Consider the following 24,822-nt stretch of genomic DNA (forward strand, 5'->3'; position numbering starts at 1 on the left):
CTGCTGGCGATGGCGTCAACGATAACGCGCACTGTCTGGAGGATCGCGGTGTCTGTGCAACCATCGCCAGCAGGCTGGCTCCCACATTTTGAACCGGGCACATCCTCCAAAATCAGGTCGGCTGTCAGGCCGCCTTGCTTTTGATTTGGCTTTTGACTTTCTTGCCGCCTCGAGAGGCCGAGTGGAGGTTCTGCGCAGTGGGCAACCCGGCATGGATGCCGGGTTAGCCGCCCCGGCCATGGATGGCCGATGGCGGCGGGCCCACGGAGCAGGACCGGAGCGAGGGCATGCCGAGCCTAGGCGAGGCACCGAGTGGTGGGGCAAGAGCGCTTGGTTACTTGGCGCTCTTCCAAGTGACTCGCCGTAAGGGCGAAACCAATAGCCGCCATGACCGCAGAAACGGATATGCCCCCAACCCAACCCAACCCAACCCCACCCAACCATCAAACCCCAGACAACCCCGGAGCCAAAACCACCCCACGCTTGCGATGAATCAAAAAGTACGCCCCATAACACAACGCAATAAACCCAAACCCCCAATACAGCGAGGGCCGCTGCGTCTCATCCAGCGCCAGGAACACAAACAACGAACAGCACAGCGCAATGCACGTCAGCGGCAACAGCGGAAACCACGGCGCGCGGTATTTCAGATCGCTGAGCTGGCCGCCATCGCGCAGGTAGGCCTTGCGAAACTTGTACTGCGCCAGCGCAATCACGATCCAGGTCACCGTGCCCGACATGCCGCTCACCGCCATCAGCACCATGAACAACGTGTCCGCCGCCACGAAACTGGTCATCAACGACACCAACGCAAAACACAAAGTGATGCTCAACGCCCGCAACGGCACACCGCGCTTGCTCAACGGCGCCAGGCTTTTCGGTGCCATGCCGGTTTTCGACATCGCCCACAGAATGCGCGTCGAGGCGTACAGCCCGGAGTTGCCCACCGACAGGATCGCCGTGAGGATCACGAAGTTCATCAAGTCGGCGGCATAAGGAATGCCGACCATGTCGAACACCTGCACAAACGGACTTTCCATCAAACCGGCCTGTTGCCACGGCACGATCGCCGACAACACGACAATCGCCAGCACATAGAAAATCAGCACGCGGAACACCACGTTGCGCACCGCTCGCGGAATGCTTTTTTCCGGCTGATCCGTTTCGCCCGCCGCCACGCCCATGATTTCACAACCCTGGAAGGCATAGACCACGGTCATCATCACCGCGAACACCGCCGACAGGCCGTTGGGGAACAGCGAGTCACCGATCAGGTTGCTCATCATCGGTGCCGGTGCGCCACTGGTCAGCGGGATCGCACCGAAGATCACCAGAACGCCAACCACGATGAAGCCAAGAATCGCCGCAACCTTGATCCCGGAGAACCAGTATTCCGCTTCACCGAAGGCGCGGGTCGCCAGCGCGTTCAGGCCAAACAGCACCACCACGAACAGCGCCGACCAGTACCAGATCGGGATGGTCGGGAACCAGCGCACCATCAACATCCCCGCCGCTGTGAATTCCAGGCCCACGGTGGTGGCCCAGCTCATCCAGTACACCCAGCCGATCATGAACCCGGTGGCCGGCCCGATGAATTTTGTGGCGTGGGTCTGGAACGAGCCGGAGACTGGCATCTGCACGGACAGTTCGCCCAGGCAAACCATCACCAGGTACATCAGGAAACCGGCGACCAGGTAGGCGAGAATCGCCCCCACCGGCCCGCCCTGGTTGATCGTCACGCCGGAGCCCATGAACAGCCCGGTGCCGATCACGCCGCCCAGCGACAACATGAAAATGTGCCGGCTTTTCAGGGCGCGGGTCAGTTGGATGCCTTTGCGTTCGGTAGATTCGCTCATGTCCGCACCTTGATAATCAGCAAGGGGCGCGGGGAAAGATCAGCTTTACGGCAGTTCATTATTATTATCTCCAATAAGCTTCGAAGACCGCGCTTGCGGCGGTTGCGTCGATTATTGGAAGACCTTGTAAGGTCCCGTTGACCGTAAAGATCGAAGTTGTAAAAAGTCGTAACGAACTTGTGCGTCAGGAGCGCAGCAGATCGGCCAGCGTCTGTTGCGCGTGCTGCAATTGCTCGTCAACTTGCGCTGACAACGCCAGTACCCCGGACTCATCGTTGACCATCGCCGCCTCTTCCATCGCCCGTAGCGCATTGGCCAAGGAGCGAAAGCCCAATGAATCGCTGCTGCCCGCCAGGCGGTGCGCCAGATGAGCGACCTCGGTGCAATCGTCGGCCTCGATCGCTTCCGTGATCGCGTCGCGATGCTGACGGATCGAACTACTCAACACCGCCAGCAATCCCTGAAGTTTCTGCTCACCGAGCAAGGTGCGATGGGTGTCCAGCAACGGCCAGTCGATGGCCTTGTCATCTCGCGGTTGCACGTGAATTGGAGAATGCCCGGCCAGCGCTTGGCGCAACGTGTCGAGCTTCAGGGGTTTGGCGAGAATGCCGTCCATGCCTGCGTCCAGATAACCGCGCACCAGCGCCGGTTGCACACTGGCAGTCAGCGCAAAAATTCGGCTGCGGCGGTTCGGCCCGTCGCTGCGGCGGATCAGTGTGCACAACTCGACGCCGCTGATCCCCGGCAGATGCACATCCAGCAAAATCAGATCGAACGCCTTCCTGGCACATTGCGCCAACGCCTGCTCACCGTCCTCGGCGAACCAGACCTGATGCCCGTCGCGTTGCAGCAAACCGCTCGCCACTTCACGGTTCAGCGCCACGTCCTCGACCACCAGAATGTTCAACGCCTGGACCGGGCCGCTGATTAGCGCAACATCGGGCCTGCCGGCGGACGGTTCCAGCGTCAGTTCGAACCAGAAACAACTGCCCCGCCCGACTTCGCTTTCAACCCCCATCCGCCCACCCAACTGCTCGACCAGATGCTTGCTGATCGCCAGCCCGAGCCCGGTTCCGCCGAAGCGTTGCGCCACCTCTTCGCTGGCCTGGGTAAAGCGTTCGAAAATCTTTTCCTGCATCGCCGGCGCAATGCCGATGCCGTTGTCCGTCACGCTGACGTGCAGCCGCTGCCCGACCACTTCAGGCGCTTGAGCCAAGAGCACGACGTCGACCTTGACCTCCCCGCCCTCGGTGAACTTGATCGCGTTGGCGAGCAAGTTGCTCAACACCTGACGCAGGAATTGCTCGGCACCGTGATGCCTGTCGGCGAGCTGCGGATCGATCCGGCAATGCAATGTCGTGTCGTTGCTCAGCGCACGCGGTTCCAGCAACGTCAGCACTTCGTCGAGCAGTTGCCGCAGCGAAAAGTCGACCGGTTCGGGATGACTCACGCCCTCTTCCAGCCGGGCGAAATACAGCACTTCGTTGAGAATCGACAGCAACCCTTCGCCGGCCTTGTACAACGCATCCAGGCGTTTACCGTCGCGCTCGTCCAGGCTCGCGCTGCGCAGCAATTCGGCCATGCCGAGAATACCGTTGAGCGGCGTGCGCAACTCGTGGCTCATGGTCGCCAGGAATCGCGACTTGGCGAGGTTGGCTGCTTCAGCTTCATCCTTGGCGCGCATCAGGCTGGCCGTGCGGCGCTCGACCATTCGCAGCAGTTCGTCGCGATTATCCTGCAGGGCCAGTCGATCGGTTTCGCGGCGGTCGATGTCGGTGAGGATCGCTCGGCGCATATCGTCCAGGGCATGCGCGACGGTGTCGATTTCGTCTTCGTTGGCGCTGCGGTTTTTGTCCAGAAGCAACGGTTCATGCCAATCCCCGGCGGCGATACGCCGGGCAAATTCGGCCATAACTTGCAGGTGTCGCGTGACCAACCGGTAAAACAACCCGGACAGCGCCACCGCCAACCCGCACAAAAACACGCTCATCCACAGCAGGCTGGTCAGCCCGGTGGCGTACAGCCGCTGATGCACCGCGCCCAGATCGGTGCTGACTTCCAGCTGCCCCAGATGCCGCACCGGCCCGGAGGGCGGTTGATAGTCCAGCTCGAAACGCTCGACGCGCAACGGCCCGACCGGCTCGGTATTGCCCTGCAACAGGTCGAAGTCGGGACTGATCAGGTGCACGCGCGCCACGTCGGAGAAATCCACCAGGCCACGCAATTGCACGTTCAATTGCTCCTGGTTCAAGTCCCAGAGACTGCGCTCCAGGCTGGCCAGATAACCTGCGCGAATCAACTCCATGCGCGAGTCGATATCGCGCATCTCCCGGCGGTATTCGAAGTACAACTGCACGGTGCTCGCCAGCACGGTGAAACACAGGCTGAACAACAGGATGAACAGCAGCAGACGCCGCAACAAGCCGCCGGGCCGCGCGCGGATCATCGCGAATCCGCCGGCAGGTTGATCATGTCGCGGTAGGTGACTTCGCTTTCGTTGAGCAAGCGTTCGACTTCCCCGGCATCGACCATGCGTTTGAGCTGCGCATCAATCTCCGGCATGCGACTGGCCAGGGGCGAGTGGCGCGATACGGCAATGCGCAGATAATCCACGCTCAAGGCATTGGGCAACGCGACGACGTCTTGCGCGCCCGGCAGGTTTTCGACGTACAGCTGCCCGGTGCGCCGCTCCGAAGTGATGAAATCGATGCGCCCGCGAATCAGTTTGCCGAAGTTCTGGCGGCTGTCAGACACCCATTCGATGTTTTGGTGTTGAGCGACGAAGCGGTCAAAGTCCACGCCGTAACTCTCCCCGAACAACAACCCGCCACGGTAACTGGCCAGGTCCTCCAGACGCTCAAACTTCACAGGGCGCTGACGGTTAACGAACAGCGCGACCTCTTCGCGCAACACCGGCACCGTCGAAAACAGCATGCTCTGTTCGCGTTGTGCGGTGCTGTAGGCCAGGACCACATCGACCCGGCCTTCGGCGGCGTCGAGCAGGCAACGTTTCCAGTTGCCGAGCACGACGATCTCGACGTCGTAGCCCAACCGCCCAAAGAGATTTTTCACCACGCCAGGGGCCAGCCCACGCACCTGCTTGCCGTCGCTCCAGGAGATCGGCGGGTAAACCGGATAGTCGCAATAGCGAATTTTATCCGCCGCCTCTGCGCTGCCCGCGATCAACGCCAGCAACAGCCCGAACAACCGCCCCATCGACTTCAGGCCGCGACGCTGGCGGTAAACAGATAACCGGCACCGTGAATGGTGATGATCAACTGCGGCTCGGCCGGATCGTCGTGCAACTTGCGCCGCAAGCGTCCGACCAGCACGTCGATGGAGCGGTCGTTGGGCACCCATTCGCGGTTGCGGATCTGGTCCATCAATTGATCGCGGCTCAAGGTGTGGCCGCTGTTGCGCAGGAACACGCTGAGCAACTGGTACTCACCGTGGGTCAGCAGGGTTTCGCTGCCGGTGTGGTCGATCAGTCGCCGGCGATCAGTGTCCAGCGCCCAGTCGGCGAATTGTTTGACCGGACGCGGCACCGCCTTCACCGCAGGTGCCTGGGCATGACGAACCCGGCGTATCAGGTTTTTCGCCCGGGACACCAGCTCGCGTGGGTTAAGGGGTTTGATCACGTAGTCATCGGCGCCACATTCGAGGCCGACGATGCGGTCGATTTCATCGTTGCGCCCGGTGATCAGAATGATCCCGACCTCCGAACGGACCCGCAACTCACGGGTCAGGGTCAGGCCGTCCTTGCCCGGCAACCGGATGTCGAGCATCACCAGGTCCACTGTCTGGCTGGCCAGAAAGGTGTCGGCCAGTTCCGCGGTGGCGGCGCAATGCACTTCATAACCTTCCTGGGACAGGTAGGCGTGCAGCAGTTCGCGAATCAGCGGATCGTCATCGACGATCAATACCCGAGGAGTCATCGCTAGGTGTCCCGCAAATGCCCGAAGGCGTGTTTCTTATTAGAGTGATTTACCGCATTGGCGCCAGAGCGTATCGACCGCTGAACGACCGATCAACTGCCCGTCGTCTGGACGCAAAACCGTTGGCGTCCGCCCGCCTGCAATCCGTCAACCCAGGCTTCGCAAATCTGAATGCCTTGTTCCGGCGTGAAGGTGCCGGGGTTGAGGCCCGATTCCAGCCACAAGCCGTCGAGCAAGGCACTGAGGCTGATGGCGGCCAGGTCGGCATCGAAATTTTCCCAGCCTTCTTCCAGCGCCAACTCGCTCAGCACTTTGCGCAAGATGCCGCGATATTCGCCATAGGAATGCTCGTGCGCGAGGTTGATCGACTCCGCCGTCCGCACCGCGCCCCAGAACGCCAGCCAGGCGTCGATCAATTGCGGGTCGAGCAATTCAGCGGAAAACGACCCGCGAAAAAACGCCGACAGGCGTTCCCGAGCATTGGGCGCCGCGTGCTCCATGGCCTCGCGCAACAAGCTCATGACCCGTCCGGTAATGGCCCGGTAAGCCTCAGCCACCAGTTCATCCTTGCCGGAGTAGTGATGGCTGATCAACCCGACCGACACCCCGGCCTCGGCGGAAATCTTGCGGATCGACGCGCCCTGGAAGCCGTGACGCTTGAGGCACACCAGCGTGGCTTCGATCAGGTTGGCCTTGCGCAACTCCGGCTCCATGCGGGAAAAACGGGCTTCCTGACTCATGCGCGACTCTCTCCGTGGATCAATCGTTGGAAACGCGGCTGGAAAAAACCGCGAGCTGAACGACTGTACAGCAAGAGCGCCACAAGTCTCTAGTCAGTCGCGATAACCCGGCGCCACCCGATCCAGCAATCGCAACAACGCAGCCCAAGCCAATTGCATACCGTCCGGGTCGCTCAACTCGCCTTCCTCCAGAGGCCGACCAGGGTCGTTGAACTGTCGTTCGGTGTACTCGCACACATCGGCCGGCGGCAAAACCAGCTCACCGGCAGCTTGCGCAGCCAACTGGATTTCGCAGGCTTTCTCCAGGTAATACATGCGCAAGAAAGCCTGGCTGACGGTCTCGCCCACGGTCAGCAAACCGTGGTTACGCAGCATCAGCACCGGCTTAGCGCCAATGTCTTGCACCAACCGTTGCTGCTCACTCAAATCCAGCGCCACGCCTTCGTAGTCGTGGTAGGCCACCTGGCCGTAGAACTCCATGGAAATCTGGTTCACCGGCAACAACCCGCACTTCAACGCCGCGACCGCGCAACCGGATTTGGTGTGGGTGTGCAGCACGCATTGCGCATCCTCGCGCGCAGCGTGGATCGCGCTGTGGATCACAAACCCCGCCGGATTCACCGGGTACGGCGACGACTCCACGGCCCGCCCCTCCAGGTCGATTTTCACCAGATTGGACGCGGTGATTTCATCGAACATCAACCCGTAGGGATTGATCAGGAAATGATGTTCAGGCCCCGGAATGCGCACCGAGATGTGAGTGAAGATCAGATCGGTCATGCGAAAGTGCGCGATCAAGCGGTAACAGGCGGCCAGTTCTTCACGCAAACGTTGCTCCGTGACGCTGCGCAGGTGGGTAGCAATTTCGTTCATTGTTGTTTGTCTCCAGGCTTTTCGACTGCGCGGAACAGTAAGGCTGGACGGGGCGAATCGTCCAGCCACAGGCGATTATTTGCTGGCCCAGGCGTTGAAACGCTCTTCGAGCTCTTCGCCGTGGTCGACCCAGAAGGCAACGTCCATCGACAACGCACCCTTCAGATTCTGCGGCGCCGTGGGCACCCATTGCGCGAGTTTGCTATCGAGTTTCGCGGCGGCTTCGGTGTTGGTCGGGCCGTACGGGATCTGCTCGACGTACTTGACCTGCGCATCCGGCTGATTGGCGAACGCGATAAAGCGCTTGGCCTGATCGACATGTTTCGAGCCCTTGATGATCGCCCAGTAATCCATGCCATACAGACTGCCCGGCCAGACCAACCCGAGGTGGCTGCCACTTTGCGCGGCGGCGGCCACACGTCCGCTGTACGTCGACGTCATCACCACATCGCCGGCCGTCAGCCATTGCGCGGGTTGTGCGCCGGCCTCCCACCACTGGATGTACGGTTTGAGCTGCGTCAGTTTGGCGAACGCGCGGTCGACCCCTTGTGGCGTATTCAGCACCGAATACACGTCCTCGACCTTCACCCCATCTGCGAGCAAGGCGAATTCCAGGTTGTACACCGCGCGCTTGCGCAGGCCGCGTTTGCCAGGGATTTTCTGCACGTCCCAGAAGTCGGCCCATGAGGTCGGGGCCTGCGCCAGCTTTTGGGTGTCGTAGGCAATCGCCACGCTCCACACCAATGCGGCGGAACCGCAGGTCTGCGCGGCATCAGGAATCAACTGCTCGGCGCGGCCCAGGGTTTTCCAGTCCAGTTTTTCGTACATGCCTTCGTCGCAACCGCGCATCAGGTCCGGGCCTTCGATCTGCACCACGTCCCAATCAGCATTGCCGGTGTCGACCATCACCTTGATCCGGGCCATCTCGCCGTTGTATTCGCTCTGGATCAACTTGCTGTGATCCGCGACGCTGAACGGCTGGAAAAATGCCACATCCTGGGCTTTCTGGCCGGCGCCGCCGTAACCTACCACCACCATGTCCGGTGCTGCCTGCGCGCTGCCGAGGCCCATGGCCAGGGTCAGTAACAAGGGATAAAAACCGTGCTTGAGCGTGTTCGATTTCATCAGTGGTTCCTCTTGCGGGTGCCACTCGACGAAACGCCGCGTGACCCTTTTTATTGTTGTGAGGTTTGCCCCAGGAGCGGGTGCCGAACGAATCTACTGCGAGCCACAGTAAAAAAACAAGTTGATTTTTTACTAGCGGTAAACTTCTATAGGAAAATAATAACAACGCCGAAAACCCGGCCTTTCGGCTTCAGCCTGCTGGAGTACCCGCACCATGCCGACCACTTCCACCGCTTTTGCGCACCTGTTCGAACCCTTGCAGCTGCGTGGCAAACGGCTGAAAAACCGCATCATGTCCAGCGGTCACGACACTTCGATGCCCACCGACAACCTGATCAACGAACAACTGATCGCCTATCACACCGCGCGCGCCGAAGGCGGTGTCGGGCTGATCGTGCTGCAAGTGGCCGGGGTGCATGACAGTGCGCGATACACCTCGCATGTGCTGATGGCCACCGACGACGCCTGCATCGAGGGTTACCGGAAAATTGCCCAAAGCTGCCACGCTCACGGCACGGTGGTGCTGTCGCAGATTTTCCACCCGGGTCGGGAAATCATGGAGTCCAGCGATGGCCTGCTGGCGGTCGCCTACTCCCCGTCGGCGGTACCCAACGAGCGTTTCCGGGTGATGCCGCGCGCGCTGGATCAAGCCATGATCGACGAGATTGTCGCCGGTTACGGTGCCGCTGCCCGGCGCCTGTATCAGGCAGGGATCGACGGCGTCGAGGTGGTCGCCAGCCATGGTTACCTGCCGGCGCAATTCATCAATCCGCGCGTCAACCGTCGAACCGATGGCTACAACGGCGAACTGGAACAGCGCCTGCGTTTCCTGCGCGAAGTGATCGTCGCCGTGCGCGACAACACTGATGAACACTTCATCATTGGCCTGCGCATTTCCGCCGATGAGCGCGACCCGGAAGGCTTGACCGAAGATGAATCCCTGGCGGCGGTGCAATCGGTGCAACCGCTTCTGGATTACGTGCACATCGTCGCCGGCACCTCGGCGTCCTTGGGCGGCGCCGTGCACATCGTGCCGCCGATGGCGATCGAGGCGGCCTATCTGGCCAAGGAAGCGGGAACGTTCAAGGCCGGGCTGTCGATTCCGCTATTCGTCACCGGGCGCATCAACCAACCGCAGGAAGCCGAACTGATTCTGGCGCGCGGCCAGGCGGACGTGTGCGGCATGACCCGTGCGCTGATTTGCGACCCGCAAATGCCCAACAAAACCGACACCGGCCACGTCGAAGATGTGCGCGCCTGCATCGCCTGCAATCAGGCCTGCATCGGCCACTTCCACAAAGGTCTGCCGATTTCCTGCATCCAGCACCCGGAAACCGGCCGCGAATTGATCTTCGGCCAGCGCCAGCCGGCCCACCGCCGCAAGCGCATCATGATCGCCGGCGGCGGCCCGGCCGGCATGAAAGCCGCCGCCGTTGCTGCCCAGCGCGGACATGACGTGACCCTCTACGAAGCCAGCTCGCAACTCGGTGGCCAGGTATTGCTCGCGCAACTGTTACCAAAACGCGCCGAGTTCGGGGGCGCCAGCACCAACCTGCAACGGGAAATGGAACTGGCCGGTGTGCGCGTCGTGCGCAACACCCGCGTCGACCGGGCGCTGGTGGAACGTGAACGGCCAGACATGGTGATCGTCGCCACGGGTGCCGAACCTTACTGGCCAGCGTTCGAGCGCGGTGGCGAATTGCAGGTGGTGGACGCCTGGCAGGTGCTGCGCGACGAAGTGAAAATCGGTCGTTCGGTGGTGGTCGTCGACTGGCGCTGCGACTGGATCGGCCCGGGCATCGCCGAACGTCTGGTACGTGCCGGGCATCAGGTACAACTGGCCGTCAACGGTACCCATTGCGGGGAAAGCCTGCCGCTGTACGTGCGCGATCAACTGGCCGGCGAACTGCACAAACTCGGCATTCCGATCACGCCCTACGCCCGCCTGTACGGTTGCGACGACAACACGGTCTACCTGCAACACACTGCCAGCGGCGAACCGATGCTGTTCGAAAACATCGACACCCTCGTGCTGTGCCAGGGCCATCAACCGGTCGACACCCTCGGCGCCGAACTGCAAGGCCTGGTGGAGTTCCGCCGCATCGGCGACTGCCTCGCCCCGCGCACCGCCGAAGAAGCGATTTACGAAGGTTTGAAAGTCGCCTGGGAGCTTTAAGCCTGTTTATACTCCGGGGTTTTCACAGAAACCCCGGTTTGGAGCACGCCATGAGCAACAGCAGCAAACTGCAGCCTGCCACCAGCGCGCCCACCCAGGACGCCGCAGCGACAGCGCCGCATTTTCTCGGCACCCGCATTCGTGGCCTGCGCAAACGCCGGGGCATGACCCTGGCCGAGTTGGCGCAGCTAAGTGAGCTGACGGCGGGCTATATCAGCCAGCTCGAACGTAACCTGGCCTACCCCTCCATCCCCGCCCTGTTCAACATCGCCCGCAGCCTGGGCGTGACCATCCAGTGGTTCTTTGCCAGCGAAGCGAATACGGCGCCGGAAGATGACGGCATCGTCGTGCGTAAAAACAGCCGGATGAGCGTGCATTACGAGGACGGCATCGTCGATCACCTGCTGACACCGCAACCGAATCGACAACTGGAAATGCTGCATTCGCGATTTCCGCCGGGGACTTATAGCCAGCAGAGCTACAGCCATGAAGGTGAAGAAGCCGGGTATTTGCTGTCGGGGAGCTTTGAGTTATGGGTCGGGGAGCGGCACTTTCAGCTGAATGAAGGGGACAGTTTCAGCTTTTCGAGCCAGGAACCGCATCGGTATGGGAATCCTGGGGAGGTGGATGCGGTGGTGATTTGGGTGATTACGCCGCCTTCGTTCTGAAGTCCGTGATCACAGTTCATGCGGCTAATGTTTCTGCCGGCTCGAGTCGTCCATTGGCATGGTGAATGGCTGTTCCGGCTCGAAGTCCGCGTCTTGTTCGAGATTTGCCTGAGGCACGGGGACGGCGCGTTGACGAGGCGTCACGAGTGCTCGCCCGCCCTTTTCAAACACTGTCAGCACGCCGAAGGTAATGAAACCAAAGATGAGCCCGACCACCAAGATGCTCAGCGGATGAATTCGCGCAGCATCAGGGCTGTCCATCATGTAGAGAAACGCCAGGGCGGAAGCGGCCAGGCAGGCCGCTACAGCCGCCAGCAGCTTCACAGACAACCAAAGCCGTTGCCATCTGTTCATGCGCCCCTCCCGTCATCCGGTGAATTGCTCTGCATGCATGATAGCTAATGACTTTGGAACAGGGGTTTCGCGTTGCGTAGCACTACGGTTCTGGGTCAGCGATCGCCCGCAGGATCGGTTCGATGCTGATTAGCATCGGGGTGCTCCCCTTGATATCTGGTTCGCTCAGGGATTGAAATCCCAACGACTCATAATATGAAACGGCCTTCGGCGCCGCGTCCAGATACAGGCCCTTGATAGGCACCTCTTTGTGGACCTTAACCGCCTGGATGAACGTATGTCGCAGGATTTCCTGACCGACTCCAAGCCCCTGATATCGACGATCCACGCCAAACATCACCATTCTCACAACGGGCAGCCGAGACGGCAGGTTCGATTTTTTGATAGCGGTTTTCGCAAGCGTTTTTTCAATGTGACCCAGCGTGAGCGTGCCGAAGCCGACGACCTCTCCGGCCGAATTGATCGCGCCAATGCCCCTGATGTTTTCGCTTTTCAAGGCGCGCTTCAAGCCGCTCTTGTAGTACTCATCCATCATGCCAAGCCCGCAATCGAAATCTTTCAGATAGCCGTAAGACTCAAAACGGGCCAGCAAATTATTGTCGATTTCAAAAGCCGGAATCGCTTTTGTCCCCATGCTTCCCTCTCATCAGGTTCAGTAACCCGGGCGTTGGGGCCGTATCCTCGTTGAGGATCTCCAATGCACGGGCATAGGCTTGTTCCGACATCTCGATACGTCGATGCTTTTCCATCACTTCCTCCGCTTTCTCGAAGGCAGAAGAAATAATGAACGACGTCATATCCAGCCCTGAGATTGAAGCGGCCTTACGGATGAACTCTTTAGCGACGTCCGTGGTTTTGAGTTCAAGCCGGGCATTTTTTGGTGCTTTGAGTATTTCGTTAATTTCCAACATAGGGTGTACCCGTTTTTGGAGAGTGTGTTCCCTTACTGAGTGTCATTTTGTTGCTGTCCAGGCCTCAGAGGCGTGGGTAGTCAAAACTACGGCCCAGGCTGGCCAAGGAATGTACGGATGCTATCCGTACGTATTGAGAAGTGTCAATTACCGCCCGTACAATATCCGTACGCACAGGAAAAGTTTCACTTTTTAAAACCGCAGAAACGAAAAAGCCCCGTAACTTTTCAGTTACGGGGCTTTTTCTATGTAATGGCGGAGAGATAGGGATTCGAACCCTAGGTACCGGTGAAGGTACAACGGATTTCGAATCCGTCCCATTCGGCCACTCTGGCATCTCTCCAACGGCGCGCATCATAACAACACTTTCGCCGGAAGCGAACCCCCTACGCGAAATATTTCTGTGCTATCAGATGCTTGCGTCGATTAAAGCGGTACGCCCAGACGATTGGCGACTTCTTCATAAGCTTCGATGACGTCACCGAGGCCCTGACGGAAGCGGTCCTTGTCCATTTTCTTGCCGGTAGCCTTGTCCCACAGACGGCAGCCGTCCGGGCTGAACTCGTCGCCCAGGACGATGGAGCCGTCGGAGAACACACCGAATTCGAGTTTGAAATCGACCAGCAGCAGGCCGGCGTCGTCGAACAGTTTGCTCAGGACTTCATTGACCTTGAGCGACAGTTCTTTCATGCGAACCAGTTGCTCGGCGGTGCCCCAGCCGAACGCCACGACGTGGGATTCGTTGATGAACGGGTCGCCCTTGGCGTCGTCCTTCAGGAACAGTTCGAAGGTGTAAGGGTTGAGCTTCATGCCCTCTTCGACGCCCAGGCGCTTGACCAGGCTGCCAGCCGCGTAGTTACGCACGACGCACTCGACCGGGATCATGTCGAGTTTCTTCACCAGGCATTCGTTGTCGCCCAGCAGTTTGTCGAACTGGGTCGGCACGCCGGCGGCTTCGAGTTTCTGCATGATGAAGGCGTTGAACTTGTTGTTCACCATGCCTTTGCGGTCGAGCTGCTCGATTCGCTTGCCGTCGAACGCCGAGGTGTCGTTGCGAAACAGCAGGATCAAGCGGTCAGCGTCGTCGGTCTTGAAAACCGATTTGGCTTTGCCGCGGTAGAGTTCTTCACGTTTTTCCATGATGGGCTCCGCTTGCTAAGTAGGTGGGCTAGGCGATGTGTCGCCAGTCGAGCCCTGAATCTTGATCGGCCAGTTGCAGCCAGTCCGGGTCGCACCCGAGGGTGTCGACAAAACATTGCCGGGCCAGCTGCGGCAGGTTGTTCTTGCTGCTCAGATGGGCCAGGACCAGATGTTGCAGGCCTTGCCAGCCCAACTCGGACACCAGGAATGCCGCCTGGTGGTTGTTCAAATGTCCCAGTTCACCGCCTACCCGCTGCTTCAAGAAGTACGGGTAATGACCGCGAGCCAGCATGTCACGGCAATGATTGGACTCGATCATCAACGCATCGAGGTCCCGATAGCCGTCTAGCACCTTGTTGCAATACGAACCCAGGTCGGTCAGCAGGCCGAAGCGCCGCTCACCGTCACTGAAGACGTACTGCGTCGGTTCCTGTGCATCGTGGGCCACGGCAATGACGCCAATGCTCAGTGCGCCGATCTGCAATTGCTCGCCGCCGGCCAACAGGCCAGCCGGTTCAATCGGTTTGCGCATCCCGCGCAGGGTGCCGCGACTGAGGTAGACAGGCAGATTGTAGCGCCGAGACAGCAAACCCACGCCATGCACGTGGTCGGCATGTTCGTGGGTTACGAGTATCGCGCTCAGCTGCGCAGGGTTCACACCCAGGCGCAGCAGGCGTTTTTCGGTTTCCCGCAGGGAGAAACCACAATCCACCAGTACATACGTGTCAGCGCTGGCTATCAGCGTGCCGTTCCCTTGGCTACCGCTGCCGAGAACGGCAAAACGCATGTGATCAGCCCAGGTTGTCCTGAATCTTGCTCAACACTTTACGAGCCACATCGGCCGGCGCAACGGTGTTGATGTTTTTCTCGACGGTGACCTGAACGCTGTCGCCCACCTTGCTCAGGCGAACCTGATAACGCTCGGCGCGGGCTTCAACTTCTTCCTTGCTCGGCGCACTGCCGAACAGGCTGCTGAAGAAACCAGGCTTCTCGTCTTTCTTCTCGGCTTTTTCGGACAGGTTGATGTAGTACAGGCCCAGGCTGCGGTTGATGTCTTCAACGCGCCAATCGCCCTGTTCAAGCGCGCGGCCGACACTCGACCACGCACGATCCAGATCCTTGCCAACGTTCAACACCGGGTTGCCGCTGCCGTCTTCGCTCAGGCTGACGCGGTTTGGCGTATCGGAATCACGCGAAGCCAGCATGGAGACCGAACCGCCCTTCTCCGAAATGCGACCCATGCTTGCCAGCATGTCGTCGACCAGTGCCGCGTCGAGGCCGGTGTTGACCGAACGGTTGGTGAAGGCCACGTCGGCGGTGCTGCCGGCAGGACGCTCGGCGCTGACCACATAGACTTCACTGGTGTTGCGTTGTACGCCCGGCTCGATGCGGACCCGCACGCGGGTTTCACTGTCGGCGCCGACACCGGCCGCGCTCAGGCGCTTGCCCATCGCTGCGGACAGTTCGTCGGAATGTTGCCAGGTGGTGGTGAATTCGCCGGTTTGTGGGCGCTGTTCATCCAGGCGGAAACCGTTGTCCTGGAAGAACTGCACAGCCACTGGCCAGACTTCAGCCGGCGGGTTCTGGGCCACGATCCAGCGCGAATCACCGGTTTTCTGCAGCGAGTAGGCGCTGACATCAGCCGCGGCCGACAAAGGTTGCGGACGCGGGACGATGTATTCGCCCTTGGCGGTGTCATCGGCTACGTTGCGCGGGATCGGCAGCAGCGGGTCCAGACGCTTGGAAGTCACGTCCGGCGGCATTTGCATGGGTGCAGTCTGTTGCGCTTCCAGGTAATCGCTACCACGGTCGCGGAAATAACCTTCCGGGCCCCAGACCCATCCACAGCCACTGGTGCTGGAGATAATCAAGGCAAGTGCGGAAAGTCCGGCCAATCGCTTCATGCGTAGTGCTTCCTCAATTAAACCAGAACGCCGGACTGGCGCATGGCCTGCCGCAGCGGTTCGTGACAGGCAGTGCTGAGCCAGGTGAGCGGCAGACGGATACCGTCCGGCATCAAGCCCATTTCATGCAGCGCCCATTTCACGGGGATAGGGTTGGATTCGATAAACAGGGTTTTATTGAGTGGCATCAGCTTTTCATGGATCGCACGAGCCGTGACGGCATCGCCCTTCAGAGCAGCGTTGCACAGGTCACTCATGTCGCGCGGTGCGACGTTGGCCGTCACCGAGATGTTGCCTTTGCCGCCGAGCAGGATCAATTCGACAGCGGTGGCATCGTCGCCGGAGAACACCAGGAAGTCTTCGCTCACGCCATCGATGATGGCTTTGGCGCGGGACAGGTCGCCGGTGGCTTCCTTGATGCCGATGATGTTTTTCACGGTTGACAGGCGGATCACGGTGTCGGTCAGCATGTCGCACGCCGTACGGCCCGGCACGTTGTACAGGATCTGCGGGATGTCGACGGCCTCGGCAATGGCCTTGAAGTGCTGGTACAAGCCTTCCTGGGTCGGCTTGTTGTAGTACGGCGTGACCAGCAGGCAGGCGTCGGCGCCAGCGCTCTTCGCATTGGTGGTCAACTCGATGGCTTCGCGCGTCGAGTTGGCGCCGGTACCGGCGATCACCGGGATGCGCCCTGCCACCTGCTTCACCACGTAACGAATCACTTCGATGTGCTCGTTCACGTCTAGGGTGGCAGATTCACCTGTAGTGCCGACGGCCACGATGGCGTCGGTGCCGTTTTGCAGGTGAAAGTCCACCAGTTTGCTCAGGCTGTCCCAATCGAGACGACCTTGTGCATCCATGGGTGTGACCAGTGCCACCATACTGCCCGCAATCATGCAACCGCTCCTGCCGGAAAAAGAGAGCCGTAATGGTACTGGCGCCAAGATGCTTGTACAAGCGAAGTACTGCGCTGCTGCCATTCCCCTTGGCGCCGCTTTTCGCTACCCTTCAGACTTTGATCGGTACTGACAAGCTCGTACACCCGGTTCCAGCCTCCTTTTTCGGCATCACAAGCCCCGATCCAGCGTTGCCACCCCTCGCTCTTGCCACACTGGAGCACGTCGCAACCTTCGGCCCGGGTTTTCTGAATTCGCATCCGCAGGCTCGCCCCCGGTAATAAAAGCCCGTAAAAGTATCGACCGCTCATCGCTTTAGGAATGCTGCATGTCCACCCCCACAGTTCGCGAACAATTCCTTGTCATCAGTGCCCTCGGCGCCAACCCCATGGAGCTGACTAACGTCCTGTGCCGCGCCAGCCATGAAAACCGCTGCGCCGTGGTCACCTCTCGCCTGACCCGTCATGGTGAGTGCAGTGCGTTGGTCCTCGAGATTTCCGGTAGCTGGGACGCTCTGGCACGCCTGGAAGGCAGCCTGTCCGGCCTCGCCAAGAAGCACGCCTTCACGGTCAACGTGGTGCGCAGCGCGGCGCTGGAGAACCGTCCTCAAGCTCTGCCGTACGTTGCTTATGTCAGCTCGGCTTACCGTTCGGACATCATCAACGAACTGTGCCAGTTCTTCATGGACCACAACGTCGAGCTGGAAAACCTGACCTGCGACACCTATCAGGCGCCACAGACCGGCGGCACCATGCTCAATGCCACCTTTACCGTGACCCTGCCGGCCGGCGTGCAAATCAGCTGGCTGCGCGATCAGTTCCTGGATTTCGCCGACGCGCTGAACCTGGATGCCCTGATCGAACCGTGGCGCCCACAAAACCCAATGTAAGGAAGCTTTCATGGCCGTTGCCATTGATCAACCGGTTGCCGACTTCGAAGCGCCTGCGACCAGCGGGCAGACCGTCAGTCTCGCGGGCCTCAAGGGCAAGCAGGTGGTGATTTACTTCTATCCGAAGGACAGCACGCCGGGCTGCACGACCCAGGGCCAGGGTTTTCGCGATCAGCTGGACGCGTTCAAAGCCGCCAACACTGAAGTCTTCGGTGTGTCCCGTGACAGCCTGAAATCCCATGAGAACTTCAAGGCCAAGCAAGCCTTCACCTTCGATCTGATCAGCGACAAGGAAGAAGCGCTTTGCCAGCTGTTTGATGTGATCAAGCTGAAGAAGCTTTATGGCAAGGAATACATGGGCGTTGATCGCAGCACGTTCCTGATCGACAAGAATGGCGTGCTGCGCCAGGAATGGCGTGGCGTGAAGGTGCCGGGGCATGTTGATGCGGTGTTGGCTGCGGCGCAGGCGCTCGACAAGGCCTGAGTTATTTGGCGCCTGTTCCGACACCTTCGCGGGCAGCCTTGCTCCTACAGGGATGATGCGGTCTCTGTAGGAGCGAGCTTGCTCGCGATGAGGCCATCACTCACCGAATAACCCGGACAGACCGCTAAAGCAGAGGCGCCACCACCGGCTCCTTGCGCGGCCACGCATCCAGCACAGCCTTGAACAGCGTCGCCAGGGGAATCGCGAAAAACACGCCCCAGAAGCCCCACAGTCCGCCAAACAACAGCACCGCGCAGATAATCGCCACCGGGTGCAGGTTGACCGCCTCCGAAAACAGCAGCGGCACCAGCACGTTGCCATCCAGGGTCTGAATGATTCCGTAGACCGCCATCAGGTAGATGAACTGATCGCTCCATCCCCACTGGAACAGTGCAATCAGCAACACCGGCACCGTCACCACTACCGCGCCGACGTAGGGCACCACCACCGATACGCCCACCAGCAAGGCCAGCAACGCAGCGTAATTGAGCCCCAGCGCTACGAAAGCGATGTAGGTCACGCCTCCGCAAATGAAGATCTCGATGACCTTGCCGCGAATGTAATTGGCGATTTGCCGGTTCATCTCCTGAGCGACCCGCGTGATCAGCGCCCGCTCGCGGGGCAAGTAACCGCGCACCCACTGGCCGATCATCTCGCGGTCCTTGAGAAAGAAGAACACCAGGATCGGCACCAGTACCAGATAGATCATGATGTTCACCAGCAGGGGCAGGCTCGAGAGCGAAAAGGTCAATGCCCACTGACCGAACTTGCCGATCTCGCCCCGCGCCACTTCGATGGCCTGCAACACTTGCTCGTCGGACACCAGATGCGGATAGCGCTCCGGCAGCAACAACAGCAGTGACTGCCACTTGGCGAGCATGCCGGGCAATTCGTTGAACAAGGTGATCAACTGATGCCAGAGCAACGGCACCACGACCACCATGAACACCAGCAAAACACCCATGAACAAGGCGAAGACCAGCCCCACGGCCGCCCCACCCGGTACGCGCAGGCGTTCGAGCGTCACCACCAGCCCTTGCATCAGGTACGCCAGCACCATCCCTGCCAGCACCGGCGCGAGCATGCCGCCCAGCGTAAGCACCGCGGTAAACGCCAGAAACAACAAAACCGCCAGTACCACGGCTTCTTCATCGGAAAAGTAGCGCTGTATCCAGTCGCGTAACACCTTGAACATCAAAAATCCTTAGAAATGAACGCAACAGATATCAGGCTTTTTTCAACCAGTAGCGGTAAACGCCTGCGTCGTCTTCTTCACGAAGCAGCGTATGACCGGCCAATCGGGCAAAGGTGCGAAAGTCGCGCTGGGAACCCGCATCGGTGGCCGTCACCTTGAGCACTGCGCCGCTGGCCAGGCGATTGAGTTCCAGCTTGGCCTTGAGCAACGGCAACGGGCAATTCAAGCCGCTGGCGTCCAGTTCGGCGTCATGGGCTACAGCGTCGGTCATCGCGTTACTCCGGGTGTTGTGGTCGAGCAGCTTAGAATATCTGGTCCCGCGCTTAGTGTCCGGCTACAGTAAGGTCTTTGTCGACTAAGGCTTTGTGCATGACTTTTTTGCGCCCTACCCTGCTGACGCTCGCTTGCCTGCTCGCCTCACCAGGCTTCGCCGACGACTTGCCGTCACTCGGCGACGCCAGTTCTGCCATTGTCTCGCCGCAACAGGAATACCAACTGGGCCGCGCATGGCTGGCGCTGTTGCGCAGTCAGGTGTCCCAGCTCAACGATCCACAGCTCAAGGACTACGTCGAATCCAGCGTTTACCGGTTGGTGGAAACCAGTCAGGTCAATGACCGGCGCCTGGAGTTCATCCTGATCAACAGCCCGCAACTCAACGCCTTTGCGGCGCCGGGCGGGATTGTCGGGGTCAACGGCGGCCTGTTCCTCAATGCCCAGACCGAAGGCGAATATGCCTCGGTACTGGCGCACGAATTGGCTCACTTGTCGCAACGCCACTTCGCCCGTGGCGTCGAGGCTCAACAACGCATGCAAGTGCCGATGATGGCCGCGCTGCTGGCCGGCATCGTGATTGCCGCCGCCGGTGCCGGTGATGCCGGGATCGCCGCCATTGCCGGCACGCAAGCGGCAGCGATGCAGGAACAACGACGTTTTTCGCGCCAGAACGAGCAAGAAGCCGACCGCATCGGCATTCTCAATCTGGAAAAAGCCGGTTACGACCCGCGCTCGATGCCCACCATGTTCGAGCGCTTGTCGCGCCAATACCGCTACGACGCCAAACCACCGGAATTCCTGCTGACTCACCCGGTTACCGAATCTCGTATCGCCGATACCCGCAACCGTGCCGAACAGGCCAGACCCGGCGGTATCGAAGACACCCTGCGCTATCAGCTGATTCGCGCACGGGTCCAGCTGATCTATGAGGAAACCCCAGGCCTGGGCGCCAAACGCTTTCGCGCTCAACTGGATGAAAACCCGAAAAGCGATGTAGCACGCTATGGCCTGGCGATTGCCCAGATCAAGGGTGGCCAGCTGAACGAGGCTCGGGAGAACCTCAAGGTGCTGCTGGCCAAGTCACCGAACGAAATCATTTACAACCTGGCTCAGATCGATCTGGACATCACCAATAATCGCCTGCCGGATGCTCAGTCCCGGGTGGACCGGATGTTGACGCAGTACCCGGGCAACTACCCGCTGAATTCGGTACGCGTCGATCTGCTGTTGAAGCAGAACCGTGCGGCCGACGCCGAAAAGGCCTTGGAGAGCCTCCTCAAGTCCCGCCCGGATGATCCGGATGTCTGGTACATGGTGGCCGAGACGCGCGGCCTGTCGGGCAACATCATCGGCCTGCATCAAGCTCGCGCCGAGTACTTCGCACTGGTGGGAGACTATCGCCAGGCCATCCAGCAACTGGACTTTGCCAAGCGCAAGGCCGGCACCAATTTCCCGCTATCGTCGCGCATAGACGCGCGGCAACGGGAGCTGATGGAGCAGGAGCGGATGATCAAGGACATGATGGGCTGATCCGGTTCTCTTACAAAAACGCCGGACACAAAAAAACCGCCTCTTTCGAGGCGGTTTTTTATTCAGCCAAAACCGGTTTATTCAGCCAGTTTGAAGGTGATGAAGCTGGCGCGATTCTGACGCAGGACCCGCATCGACACCGAGCGATTCTTCGGCAGCGCCTTGGCGATTTCAGCGAACTCCTTGCTGTCACTGATGGCCTGATTGTTCAGGTGCGTGATCACATCATTCGGCTGCAAGCCAATCAGCGAAGCAGGACCGTCCTGAACTTCCTTGATGACCACGCCACCTTTGAGGTCGAGGGTCTTTTTCTGCTCAGCGGTCAGGTCAGCGACGGCAACGCCCAGACGATTGCTGTTGGTTTCCACACCTGACTTGGGCGAGGCGGCATCCAGCTCTTTGCCCTCATCCGGAATCGCGCCAACTGTCAGCTCGACATTTTTGCGTTTGCCTTCGCGGATCACTTCAAGATTGGCCTTGGCGCCTTCCTTGAGTGCGCCCACCAGATGCGGCAGGTCGGCGGACATGACAATCGGTTGACCGTTCATGCTCAAGATCACGTCGCCCACTTGCAGGCCGCCCTTGGCAGCCGGGCCGTCGTCCTGGATCTGTGCGACCAATGCACCGGCAGGTTTCTCAAGCCCGAAAGACTCGGCCAGGTCCTTGTTCACTTCCTGGATGACCACGCCCAACCAGCCACGGCTGACTTTGCCACCGCTTTTCAGCTGATTGGAAACGTCCATGGCCACATCGATCGGGATCGCGAAGGACACACCCATGAAGCCACCGGAGCGGGTGTAGATCTGGGAGTTGATGCCGACCACTTCACCGTTCAGGTTGAACAGCGGACCACCGGAATTGCCCGGGTTGATCGGCACGTCGGTCTGAATGAACGGCACATAGTTTTCGTTCGGCAGGCTACGACCGATGGCACTCACGATGCCTTGGGTCACGGTATGGTCGAAACCGAATGGAGAGCCGATCGCCACGACCCACTGGCCGGCTTTCAGATCCTGGGATTTGCCGAGCTTCAGAACCGGCAGGTCCTTGCCTTCGATTTTCAGCAACGCCACATCAGAGCGGGTATCGGTGCCGATCAGCTTGGCCTTCAGTTCACTGCGGTCGGCGAGGCGAACGAGGATCTCGTCGGCATCGGCGATGACGTGGTTGTTGGTCAGAATGTAGCCGTCAGGCGAGATGATAAAACCCGACCCCAGGGACTGGGCCTCACGCTGGCGATCACCGCGAGGCGAGCGTTGCTGTGGCATGCCTCGTTCGAAAAATTCCCGAAGCGCGGGCGGCAACCCATCAAGATCAGGCATCTGGCCGGACACTTTGCGGTCCGGCAGTTTCTGCGTGGTACTGATGTTCACCACCGCTGGCGAGGCCTGCTCGACCAGTTGCGTGAAATCAGGCAGCTCGACTGCTTGAGCAGTGACGGCCTGACCGAGCACCAGCACGGTGGCAAAAATGGAGAGATAAGACTTCAAGCGTGGTATCGACATACGGCTCCCGTTACGACGAGCATGGTTAAGCGATATGGAGCAAGGAACACCGGGAACGATACGCCGGTATTTTTGTTCCGGGAACAACAAACAAGGCCAGAGCCGAGGGGCTCTGACCTATAGAAAAATTTCGGGATATTTGCAAATTGAAATGCTCACCAAACATTTCGATCTCGGCTCACTGCTTGGATGCAGTGGCATCGGTGCGCATGGACAGCGCAATCCGTTCAGCGGTACCAATCGGAATCTCACCGACCACGGTGACCATCATCTCGCCTTGAGGAGTGGTCAACCGCCTGGAAACTGCAACGGTCGGCCCCAACTGAGTGCGGGTATCGGTGACTGAAGCGCCATTGAGCGGTTCGAGAAACACCGAGAAACGCGCCAGGCCATCGTCATACATCAGGCTGTTGACCTGGGTCTTGGTCTCAGGGTCCTTGCGGGCCGAGCTGCTGGTCAACTCGAAACCTGGCGGTAGCCAGTCAGAGTGCCAAACCTGAGCAGCCTTGACCGCGGACGTCTTGTCGCTGTCGAGATTGACAACCTTGCAATCGGCGCCCGGTTGCAAATCGCTGTCCGACGGGGTGTCCGCCGTATCCAGCTGTGTGAACTGGAAGCGCTCAAGCAATTGCCCCTTGTCATTGAGCAGCAATGATTTGAGTGGCAAGCCGGTTTCTTTATCCAGATGCAATTCAAAGCCGTAGCGATGCTGGTCTCGGGGGGTCAGTGAAACAATCACCGCCGATCGCCCGGCCACACGTGACTTGCCGATGACGGCAAGGTCGTACCAATTCTTGAGTTTCTGTGGATCGAGTGCACGAGCCGAGGAATTGGGAGAGTCCCCAAGCCCGGCGATCAAGGCGCCGCTGACGCATTGAGTATGTCCATCAATGCGCACGACTTCCTGCGCAGAGCCGTCGAGCTGGAGTAAACGCTCGCTGACTTTGCCATCCTGGACGCGGTGCCAGATGTTATGGGTAGAGAAACTACCGTTACGCTCGTAGACGAAAGTACCGTGAAAGCTTTGCTGTTGCTCGGCTTGGCCAAGACGTGTCAACCAGTCCTGGGCTTCATCAGCATGGGCTGGAACTGCAAACCAGCCACCGAGCAGAAGCGATAGTAGAGGTATGGCGCGCATGATCCTCCTTAACGGTTTTCCATACTGGCCGCACGAGCGTAAGGCAGAGCGCTCTCAGTACCTTTCAGTGCAGCTTGTTGAGCATGTTGGCGCAAGTAGCCTGGAAGGCGCTGATCGTGCCAGCCTGGCTGTCCTTGCAATACGCCGTTGGCCATAGGGCCTGTGGCGTCCGAACTCTCACTATAGCCTGCTAATACAGCTGGACCCTTGACCTGAGGAGCGGTCAAGCTTGTCTGGCTGGATTGCTGAGCCAGTTCAACGCCAGCGATCTCGTCCTGGTTGTACAGACGAACGCCTGCCAATACGGCGAGGGTAACCGACGCAGCGACTGCCAGACGACCCAGGCTGCGCCATGGACCACGGGACGCTTTTGCCGGAACGGTTTCGTCAGCCAGCGCAGCAGAGACGGCCGCAGCGATGTCCAGACGTGGAAGCAGCAGATCTTTGTGCATCACTGCCCGAGCGATTTGATAACGAGCCCAGGTTTCACGGGTTTCAACATCGTCGAAGGCATTCAACACCCGACGCAATTCCAATTCGTCCGCTTCGTTATCCATCACTGCGGACAGCGATTCCTGCAGGGCTTCACGACTCATGGCGTTCCTCTCTTGGCTGTCGCCGCTGTCTCAGTTTTCCTGCAACAACGGCTGCAGGGCTTTATCGATGGCTTCCCGAGCGCGGAAAATCCGGGAGCGCACGGTACCCACCGGACATTGCATGACTGCCGCAATGTCCTCGTAACTCAGACCATCGAATTCACGTAAAGTTAACGCCGTACGTAAATCTTCTGGCAGTTGCTGGATGGTCCGATGGACGGTGCCTTCGATCTCATCCCGCAGCAATGCGCGCTCTGGCGACTCGAGATCCTTGAGGCCATGATCGCCGTCGTAGAACTCTGCATCTTCGGAACTGACATCGCTATCCGGCGGCCGACGGCCGCGTGAAACCAGATAGTTCTTCGCCGTGTTGATGGCGATGCGGTAAAGCCACGTATAAAACGCGCTGTCTCCGCGAAAATTTCCAAGCGCACGGTATGCCTTGATAAAGGCTTCTTGTGCCACATCCTGGGCTTCATGGGTGTCGTGCACGAAACGCACGATCAACCCGAGAATTTTGTGCTGGTATTTCAGCACTAGCAGATCGAATGCGCGCTTGTCGCCGCGTTGAACGCGCTCGACCAGCTGCTGATCCTCTTCCTGGGTTAGCATGAACACTCCTCGATAAGCTCGG

25 protein-coding genes and 1 tRNA gene are annotated in these 24,822 nt (G+C 59.6%); 5 read left to right on the plus strand and 21 right to left on the minus strand.

The annotated features are described in order from the left end of the window. Window positions 1-443: 443 nt before the first annotated feature. The 7 genes from EJA72_RS14410 to EJA72_RS14440 all read right to left on the minus strand — a co-directional run bounded on the left by EJA72_RS14410 (window position 444) and on the right by EJA72_RS14440 (window position 8,529). Entirely contained in the window at window positions 444-1,856 is a 1,413-nt protein-coding gene (locus tag EJA72_RS14410) for an amino acid permease (protein ID WP_157712103.1), read from the minus strand. Window positions 1,857-2,040: 184 nt separating this feature from the next. Then, the gene (locus EJA72_RS14415; protein ID WP_157712104.1) at window positions 2,041-4,302 is read right to left on the minus strand and encodes an ATP-binding protein; all 2,262 of its coding nucleotides are present in this window, start codon (window positions 4,300-4,302) and stop codon (window positions 2,041-2,043) included. Continuing rightward, a complete protein-coding gene (locus EJA72_RS14420; protein ID WP_157712105.1) occupies window positions 4,299-5,072 on the minus strand; it encodes an ABC transporter substrate-binding protein in 774 nt (257 codons plus the stop codon). Before EJA72_RS14420 ends, EJA72_RS14415 begins: the two co-directional genes overlap by 4 nt. A gap of 5 nt (window positions 5,073-5,077) precedes the next feature. After that, entirely contained in the window at window positions 5,078-5,791 is a 714-nt protein-coding gene (locus tag EJA72_RS14425; RefSeq protein WP_157712106.1) for a response regulator, read from the minus strand. Window positions 5,792-5,883: 92 nt separating this feature from the next. Further along, window positions 5,884-6,531, minus strand: coding sequence for a TetR family transcriptional regulator C-terminal domain-containing protein (locus EJA72_RS14430; protein WP_157712107.1), 648 nt, complete (start codon window positions 6,529-6,531; stop codon window positions 5,884-5,886). A 93-nt stretch (window positions 6,532-6,624) separates the two neighbouring features. Next, a complete protein-coding gene (locus tag EJA72_RS14435) occupies window positions 6,625-7,404 on the minus strand; it encodes a class II aldolase/adducin family protein (RefSeq protein ID WP_157712108.1) in 780 nt (259 codons plus the stop codon). 75 nt (window positions 7,405-7,479) lie between these two features. Further along, window positions 7,480-8,529, minus strand: coding sequence for an ABC transporter substrate-binding protein (locus EJA72_RS14440; protein WP_157712109.1), 1,050 nt, complete (start codon window positions 8,527-8,529; stop codon window positions 7,480-7,482). A 214-nt stretch (window positions 8,530-8,743) separates the two neighbouring features. Here EJA72_RS14440 and EJA72_RS14445 point away from each other — a divergent pair, with 214 nt between their 5' ends. Further along, window positions 8,744-10,705, plus strand: coding sequence for an FAD-dependent oxidoreductase (locus EJA72_RS14445; RefSeq protein WP_157712110.1), 1,962 nt, complete (start codon window positions 8,744-8,746; stop codon window positions 10,703-10,705). 50 nt (window positions 10,706-10,755) lie between these two features. Further along, the gene (locus tag EJA72_RS14450) at window positions 10,756-11,373 is read left to right on the plus strand and encodes a cupin domain-containing protein (RefSeq protein ID WP_157712111.1); all 618 of its coding nucleotides are present in this window, start codon (window positions 10,756-10,758) and stop codon (window positions 11,371-11,373) included. A 24-nt stretch (window positions 11,374-11,397) separates the two neighbouring features. On the opposite strand, the gene EJA72_RS14455 is transcribed toward EJA72_RS14450, so the two are convergent. The 8 genes from EJA72_RS14455 to dapA form a co-directional block, all read right to left on the minus strand. Beyond that, on the minus strand, window positions 11,398-11,727 hold the full coding sequence (locus EJA72_RS14455) for a hypothetical protein (RefSeq protein WP_157712112.1): 330 nt from the start codon (window positions 11,725-11,727) through the stop codon (window positions 11,398-11,400). An 82-nt stretch (window positions 11,728-11,809) separates the two neighbouring features. Then, window positions 11,810-12,361: a GNAT family N-acetyltransferase gene (locus EJA72_RS14460; protein ID WP_157712113.1), complete on the minus strand. Its 552-nt coding sequence runs from the start codon at window positions 12,359-12,361 to the stop codon at window positions 11,810-11,812. After that, complete coding sequence (locus EJA72_RS14465; RefSeq protein ID WP_157712114.1) at window positions 12,333-12,638, minus strand: DUF1778 domain-containing protein; 306 nt, start codon at window positions 12,636-12,638, stop codon at window positions 12,333-12,335. The genes EJA72_RS14460 and EJA72_RS14465 overlap by 29 nt, the downstream gene beginning before the upstream one ends. A 253-nt stretch (window positions 12,639-12,891) precedes the next feature. Continuing rightward, window positions 12,892-12,981, minus strand: a tRNA-Ser gene (locus EJA72_RS14470). A gap of 83 nt (window positions 12,982-13,064) precedes the next feature. Next, complete coding sequence (gene purC, locus EJA72_RS14475) at window positions 13,065-13,778, minus strand: phosphoribosylaminoimidazolesuccinocarboxamide synthase (protein WP_008034929.1); 714 nt, start codon at window positions 13,776-13,778, stop codon at window positions 13,065-13,067. A gap of 28 nt (window positions 13,779-13,806) precedes the next feature. Continuing rightward, a complete protein-coding gene (locus EJA72_RS14480) occupies window positions 13,807-14,565 on the minus strand; it encodes an MBL fold metallo-hydrolase (RefSeq protein ID WP_008153089.1) in 759 nt (252 codons plus the stop codon). Window positions 14,566-14,569: 4 nt separating this feature from the next. Then, on the minus strand, window positions 14,570-15,682 hold the full coding sequence (bamC, locus tag EJA72_RS14485) for an outer membrane protein assembly factor BamC (RefSeq protein WP_157712115.1): 1,113 nt from the start codon (window positions 15,680-15,682) through the stop codon (window positions 14,570-14,572). Between the two features lie 17 nt (window positions 15,683-15,699). Next, a complete protein-coding gene (gene dapA / locus EJA72_RS14490; RefSeq protein ID WP_157712116.1) occupies window positions 15,700-16,578 on the minus strand; it encodes a 4-hydroxy-tetrahydrodipicolinate synthase in 879 nt (292 codons plus the stop codon). Between the two features lie 328 nt (window positions 16,579-16,906). On the opposite strand from dapA, the gene EJA72_RS14495 reads away from it, so the two are divergent. Both EJA72_RS14495 and EJA72_RS14500 read left to right on the plus strand, forming a co-directional pair. After that, window positions 16,907-17,467, plus strand: coding sequence for a glycine cleavage system protein R (locus EJA72_RS14495; RefSeq protein WP_045058768.1), 561 nt, complete (start codon window positions 16,907-16,909; stop codon window positions 17,465-17,467). A gap of 10 nt (window positions 17,468-17,477) precedes the next feature. Further along, window positions 17,478-17,951 carry a peroxiredoxin gene (locus EJA72_RS14500; protein ID WP_157712117.1) on the plus strand — a complete coding sequence of 158 codons (474 nt, stop codon included), beginning with the start codon at window positions 17,478-17,480 and terminating at the stop codon, window positions 17,949-17,951. 124 nt (window positions 17,952-18,075) lie between these two features. On the opposite strand, the gene EJA72_RS14505 is transcribed toward EJA72_RS14500, so the two are convergent. Next, on the minus strand, window positions 18,076-19,146 hold the full coding sequence (locus tag EJA72_RS14505; protein WP_157712118.1) for an AI-2E family transporter: 1,071 nt from the start codon (window positions 19,144-19,146) through the stop codon (window positions 18,076-18,078). A 31-nt stretch (window positions 19,147-19,177) separates the two neighbouring features. Continuing rightward, entirely contained in the window at window positions 19,178-19,417 is a 240-nt protein-coding gene (locus tag EJA72_RS14510) for a sulfurtransferase TusA family protein (protein WP_157712119.1), read from the minus strand. A 98-nt stretch (window positions 19,418-19,515) separates the two neighbouring features. On the opposite strand from EJA72_RS14510, the gene EJA72_RS14515 reads away from it, so the two are divergent. Beyond that, a complete protein-coding gene (locus tag EJA72_RS14515) occupies window positions 19,516-20,949 on the plus strand; it encodes a M48 family metalloprotease (RefSeq protein WP_157712120.1) in 1,434 nt (477 codons plus the stop codon). 77 nt (window positions 20,950-21,026) lie between these two features. On the opposite strand, the gene EJA72_RS14520 is transcribed toward EJA72_RS14515, so the two are convergent. The 4 genes from EJA72_RS14520 to rpoE form a co-directional block, all read right to left on the minus strand. Further along, entirely contained in the window at window positions 21,027-22,454 is a 1,428-nt protein-coding gene (locus tag EJA72_RS14520) for a DegQ family serine endoprotease (protein WP_157712121.1), read from the minus strand. Window positions 22,455-22,632: 178 nt separating this feature from the next. Continuing rightward, entirely contained in the window at window positions 22,633-23,592 is a 960-nt protein-coding gene (locus tag EJA72_RS14525) for a MucB/RseB C-terminal domain-containing protein (RefSeq protein ID WP_157712122.1), read from the minus strand. A gap of 8 nt (window positions 23,593-23,600) precedes the next feature. Continuing rightward, the gene (locus tag EJA72_RS14530) at window positions 23,601-24,188 is read right to left on the minus strand and encodes a sigma-E factor negative regulatory protein (RefSeq protein WP_157712123.1); all 588 of its coding nucleotides are present in this window, start codon (window positions 24,186-24,188) and stop codon (window positions 23,601-23,603) included. Between the two features lie 30 nt (window positions 24,189-24,218). After that, window positions 24,219-24,800, minus strand: coding sequence for an RNA polymerase sigma factor RpoE (gene rpoE / locus EJA72_RS14535; RefSeq protein WP_007944079.1), 582 nt, complete (start codon window positions 24,798-24,800; stop codon window positions 24,219-24,221). Window positions 24,801-24,822 lie beyond the last annotated feature (22 nt).

The sequence above is a fragment of the Pseudomonas sp. PB120 genome (assembly GCF_009761815.1).
Lineage (GTDB): Bacteria > Pseudomonadota > Gammaproteobacteria > Pseudomonadales > Pseudomonadaceae > Aquipseudomonas.